The following is a 5,521-nucleotide window of genomic DNA, read 5'->3' on the forward strand; positions in this document are numbered from 1 at the left end:
GGAAAATTAGAAAAGAAAAAAATTATGCTCCAAAAAATTAAGTTTGATCCAAATCACTTAAGTTTTTGAAAGAGCCTAAAAATGGCTAAACAGAAAAATCGCTATTCTGCTTTTGACTCGATGTCAGTTGATTCGAGTTTCATGATGACTGGCCTTAAGCCGTCATTGCAGGATACGATTGCAACGCCAGGAGTCTTAATCCAGTCTGAATAGTACCAGATATCCTGCGCCCCGTGTGCCAGTGCAAAAACGTACTGATAGATTGCCTTCCATGCCTCATCGCAGAACCCGTCTGGTTTTGCATAATCTGCATAGTATACTTCTCCTTCGCTCATCAAAGGACATGTTGAAAGGCCTTCAACGCCGTATTCCTTTGCCAAGTCTTCCTGCAAAGTTGTTTTTAGGATTGTAATTTTTACCTTTTTCATAATAGAAAATTTGTTTTAATCAATGATAATGTTGATGGTAAGGAAAAAATAAAAAAAGTAGCAGGTGAAAATCACCTACTTTTGATTAATATCCAACAAAGTGACCCGCATCGTCAAATCCAGGTTCATCCAGATCCATATAACCGTTACTGCCGACATGGTAGTTTACTGCACCGTACTTATTGTACATGTACTGGTCTACTTCAGCCTGGCTGTACATCGGTGTTCCGTCTGACTTGTATGCGTAAGCGGACTGTGAAGATGAGGATGAGGATGATGAGGAAGATGAATCTGACTCCTCAGCCTGTTCCTTTATTGTTATTTTTTTAGTGGCATTGCAGCCTTTATGCTGGTCGTCTCCACCGTAAACTACAGTTATTGTGTATTTTCCGGCATCCTTGTCAAGCTTTAATTTTCCAACACCATTACCATTGGTTTCAACTGAATGATAATCGCTTGACTTGTCCTTGTCAGTAACTGTAACGTTTACTTTCTGATTGGATATAGGGTTTCCATTTGCATCTGTCAGTTCAATTTGAATGGAGCCCCCTTCTTTTATTGTTGCATTACCTTTGAATTTTAAGCTTGTATCTTTTTTTGCGAAATTTGGCATCATGACTGCGACCATGCCCACAAGAAGGGCTGCGATAATAACAATCAAAGCCAAAATAATTATCTGATTTTTCTCCATTTCATATCACCTTATTTACATAATACTATTAGTTTGAACATGCTTTTAATAATTGCTATACCCAACATATGCATTTTAGGAAAATGATGATTTGGAATTTATACATGTAAGGCAAACATGTGAAAAACAGATTTTTAAATTATCAGATGAAAATAATTGAAATTTCAACAGATTAAATTAATGGTTTTTTGTAAGGTATGGTGAATAATTAAGTCTGAAAATAAAAAAAAGATAGAAGTGAATTGGACACTTCTATTTGATTTTTAATTTTACGGATTTGCTTGCAGATTGGTAGCTTACATCACCTGCAAATGAAACCTTAGCTGTGAAAGTGCCTTTCTTTTTCAAGTTGGTAATCTTGAAGGTAGCCTGGCCTTTAGCATTGGTTTTTGCATTGAATATTTTGCCATTTACATCCAAAGTTAATTTTTTACCTGCAGCCAAGTATGTTTTTCCATCTATGGAAGCTCCTTTGATAGTTTTTAAGGTTACTGTGTATTTTTTGGTTTTTACAGTAGCTTTAAATGTTTTTGCACTTGCAGATATTGATGTAGTTTTCTTTTCAATGGTTACTTTGTGTACAGCCATGGAAGCGGTGTAATCGTTATCACCCAGGAACACTATTACAAATGTGTATAAACCTGCATTTTTCAGGTTAATCTGAACACTCGCATAACCGTTTGCATCAGTTGTTCTGTATACTGTTACACCGTTATAACCAATGTAAATATCTCTATTTGCAACTGGTTTATCATTCACATCCTTAAGTTGGAAAGTGAAGTTTTCACCACGTTCGCCCTCATAGTAATCACAAGAGTATTGTGAGAAGTCCTCAGCCTTGATGAGAGTAGCTGTTTTTACAGGAGCCATGTTTTCAAATTTAAGAGTGGTATTGACAGCAAGATATTTGTCATCACCGGCATAATCAATACTTATTACAACTCCATAATCTCCAACAACACTGAATGAACCATCACTACCTGTTACAACAGATTTTGAAACACCTTTTACAGAATATGAAACATTTGCCCCTGAGATGACATTTCCATCAGCATCTTTCAATACCAATGTAACGATTTTATCGTTTACAGTAATGTCAGCAAATTCTGTAGCAACTTTTTCAGGTTCTGCTTCAACACTAAATCTGGAGGCAGAATGAGCAGGTGCATGTGTTTCATCACCATCATATACGACAACTACACTGTGGTCACCGGCTGTTGCTTCAACAGGAACAGATGCCCTTCCGTTTTCATCCAATGCAACTATATTTTCCTTACCGTCAATGATTACGCTAACATTTCCGGTTGCTCCAGGAATGTCAACAGTAACATTTGCGTCTTCACCCGCTTTGATTTGAGGTATTTCAATGTTTACTTTTGAATCCTCTTTGGCTTTGACAACAACAGTTGAATTTTCAGCTTCGGCTGCGTTATATATGTCGCTTCCAAGATATGTTGCAGACACTTCATATGTTCCAGGAGCATCTAAAGTGATGCTTGCGGATTTGGATTTAGCAAGATCAATTGCAGCTTCCTTGTCTCCAACTTTGACAATAACAATACCTTCATCAAGGTCTGTGTTGACTGTTACTGTGATTGGTTGGCCCTCGCTAACGTTTGTAACTGAAACATCAATTTCTGCATCAAGTTTGGTTACTTCAAATGTTTTAGTGTCATTGGAAGCTAAATGAGTGTATGTTTCATCCACGCTTGCTGTTACTGTGTGTTCACCTGCAGTAGCTTTAACGGTTACTTTACCGTCTTTTACTTGCTGTTTTACACCGTCAATGTAAACTGTAATGTCTGCACCGTCATATGATGAAACTTCAATTGTTGCATCCTGACCTGCTTTTACGTTTTGAGGTACTGTGATTGATACTTTTGAGGTTTGTTTTTCAACAGCAATTACTTCAATTGCATCAAATCCGTTGTATCTGTCGTCTTCATATTTTACAGCTTCGATAGTATGGCTTCCTGCTGAAATGTTTCTTATTGTGATGAATCCGTCTTCAACATCATACAGTACTCCGTCGACTGTGACTGTGATGTCATCACTGTCTGAGATGATTTCAACTTCCACGTCATCGCCTGCATAGATTTCGTCCAGCTGAACTTCAATAGATATTTCAACATCACGTTTTACTACGTCAATGAATATTACATCGGAAGTTGCTGCACTATACTGGTAGGTTTCAGGACTTACAACCTGAACAGCATGAGAACCAGCGGAAATATTTCTAATAGTTAAAACACCATCAACAGCATCATAATTAACACCATCAACACTGACAACCAAACCTGCATCACTGTTAGAAGTAATCACAACATCAACATCACTGCCAGCAAAAACAATACCCTGAGGAACATCCACACTAAGCTCAGTGTCCTTTTTAACTGCGTTAATGATTATTACATCACCGGTTGCTGCACTATACTGGTAGGTTTCAGGACTTACAACCTGAACAGCATGAGAACCAGCGGAAATATTTCTAATAGTTAAAACACCATCAACAGCATCATAATTAACACCATCAACACTGACAACCAAACCTGCATCACTGTTAGAAGTAATCACAACATCAACATCACTGCCAGCAAAAACAATACCCTGAGGAACATCCACACTAAGCTCAGTATCCTTTTTGACTGCATCAATCATTGTGGAGTTAGTGATTTGTTTATATTCACCGGTTTCAGGACTTACAACGTCAATTTTGTGTAATCCTGCGGAAATGTTTGTGATAGTCAATACGCCTTCATTGAGTTCATATATTTTACCGTCAACACTGACAACCAAATCGGCGTCGCTGTCACTGGTGATTAAAACTTCAACATCATCTCCAGCATAAATGTCTGTTTGTAACGGCATGATTGTGAGTTCTGAATCTTTTTTAACTACATTGATTAGTGTTGAATTGCTTGCCTGTTTATATTCTGCGGTCTGAGGACTTGTTACCTGAATGAGATGTGATCCTTCAGAAATATTTTTGATTGTAAGCAAGTTTCCTGTAAGTTCATATTTTTTACCGTCAACTGTAACAGTCAAATCAGCACCGCTATCAGATGTGATTGTGACCTCAGCATCATCACCTGCATAAATTACTGATTGAACAGGATTTATGCTGATAGTTGCTGAATTTCTGTCAGGCACTTCCATAGTTACTGTATTGGATTCAGCTTCATTGAACTTATCGTCACCTAAATATTTTGCTGTAATTTCATATTTTCCAGGTTCATGTAAAACAACATCCAGTGATTTGGTATTGGTATCGGATAAGTTGATTGAATAATCTGTGCCACCTACATTGAACACTACAATTCCTGTAGCATTATCAGCAATGTCAACTGTTACTGTTGATGCTTTGCCGACCATTTCAGGGATTGCGGATATGGAAATGTCCAAATCGGATTTGGTTACTGTAAATGTTAGGTTTGCACTGGATGCAAGGTATTCATCACTTTCCTCTACGCTTGCAACGATAGTATGTGTTCCTGAAGCAATATCAGCTATTGAAGTGGTTTCAACACCATCAACATAGACAATTATATTAGCTCCAGGGTATGCACTTACTTCCACATTTACGAGTTCACCAGCTTTTACACCACTGATTGGAGTTATTATGACTTCAGATGATTTTTTAACAACTTCGAATGTTTTTACAATTTCATCAGCATAATAATCCTCATTTCCTGCTGCAACAATAGTAATGTTGTGTAATCCTGCAGTCATGTTTGCAATTGTTAGTTTATCATGAACTATAGGCTCTTGTTTACCGTCAATGTATGCAACTATATCAGTATCGGCAGTTACTGTAAATGTATGAATATCTCCGACATTAATTTGTGATGGAATTTCTGAAATGTTAATGTTTGCTGAAGCCTTATCAGCTATTTTGATAGTGGATTCATTAACATGGGCATTGTACTTATCATCACCGAGATATCTGACAGAGATTTTATAATCATCAGCACTGTTGAATGTTACCTCGATAGGTTTGAGGTCTGAAGCGTCAAGCACATAATCTGTACCGTCAACTGTGACGACAACACTTCCTGTTGCGCCTTCAGTTATGTTAACTGTAATTGTTGATTTTTCACCTACTTTTTTAGGAGTGCTTTCAATACTGATTTCAACATCGTTTTTAGCCACATTATAATTGATTACATCAAAGACAGCTTTATTGTCTTTAGTCTCATTAGCAACAATAACAACAGTATGCTCACCAGCAGTAACAGGAAGAGTTACATTTCCATTTTCATCAGGAGTCTGTTTAACACCATCAACATAAACATCCACATCTCCAGGAACATGGACAGCCACTTCATCTCCAACTTTAACATCATCCAAAGAAGGAACAATTATATCGCCTCTGGCTTCCTTCTCACTAACTACAATAGTTGAA

At 37.4% G+C, this 5,521-nt stretch carries 3 protein-coding genes; all 3 read right to left on the reverse strand.

Going from position 1 to position 5,521, the window contains the following annotated elements:
• Window positions 1–101 precede the first annotated feature (101 nt).
• Window positions 102–428: a TIGR04076 family protein gene (locus tag E7Z81_RS10895; RefSeq protein WP_292747724.1), complete on the reverse strand. Its 327-nt coding sequence runs from the start codon at window positions 426–428 to the stop codon at window positions 102–104.
• Between the two features lie 85 nt (window positions 429–513).
• The gene (locus E7Z81_RS10900; RefSeq protein ID WP_292747726.1) at window positions 514–1,119 is read right to left on the reverse strand and encodes an Ig-like domain-containing protein; all 606 of its coding nucleotides are present in this window, start codon (window positions 1,117–1,119) and stop codon (window positions 514–516) included.
• A gap of 252 nt (window positions 1,120–1,371) precedes the next feature.
• Window positions 1,372–5,521 (reverse strand): Ig-like domain-containing protein (locus E7Z81_RS10905; protein WP_292747728.1); only part of this gene is annotated, 4,150 nt, incomplete at its 5' end.

This window comes from Methanobrevibacter sp., assembly GCF_015062935.1.
GTDB lineage: Archaea > Methanobacteriota > Methanobacteria > Methanobacteriales > Methanobacteriaceae > Methanocatella.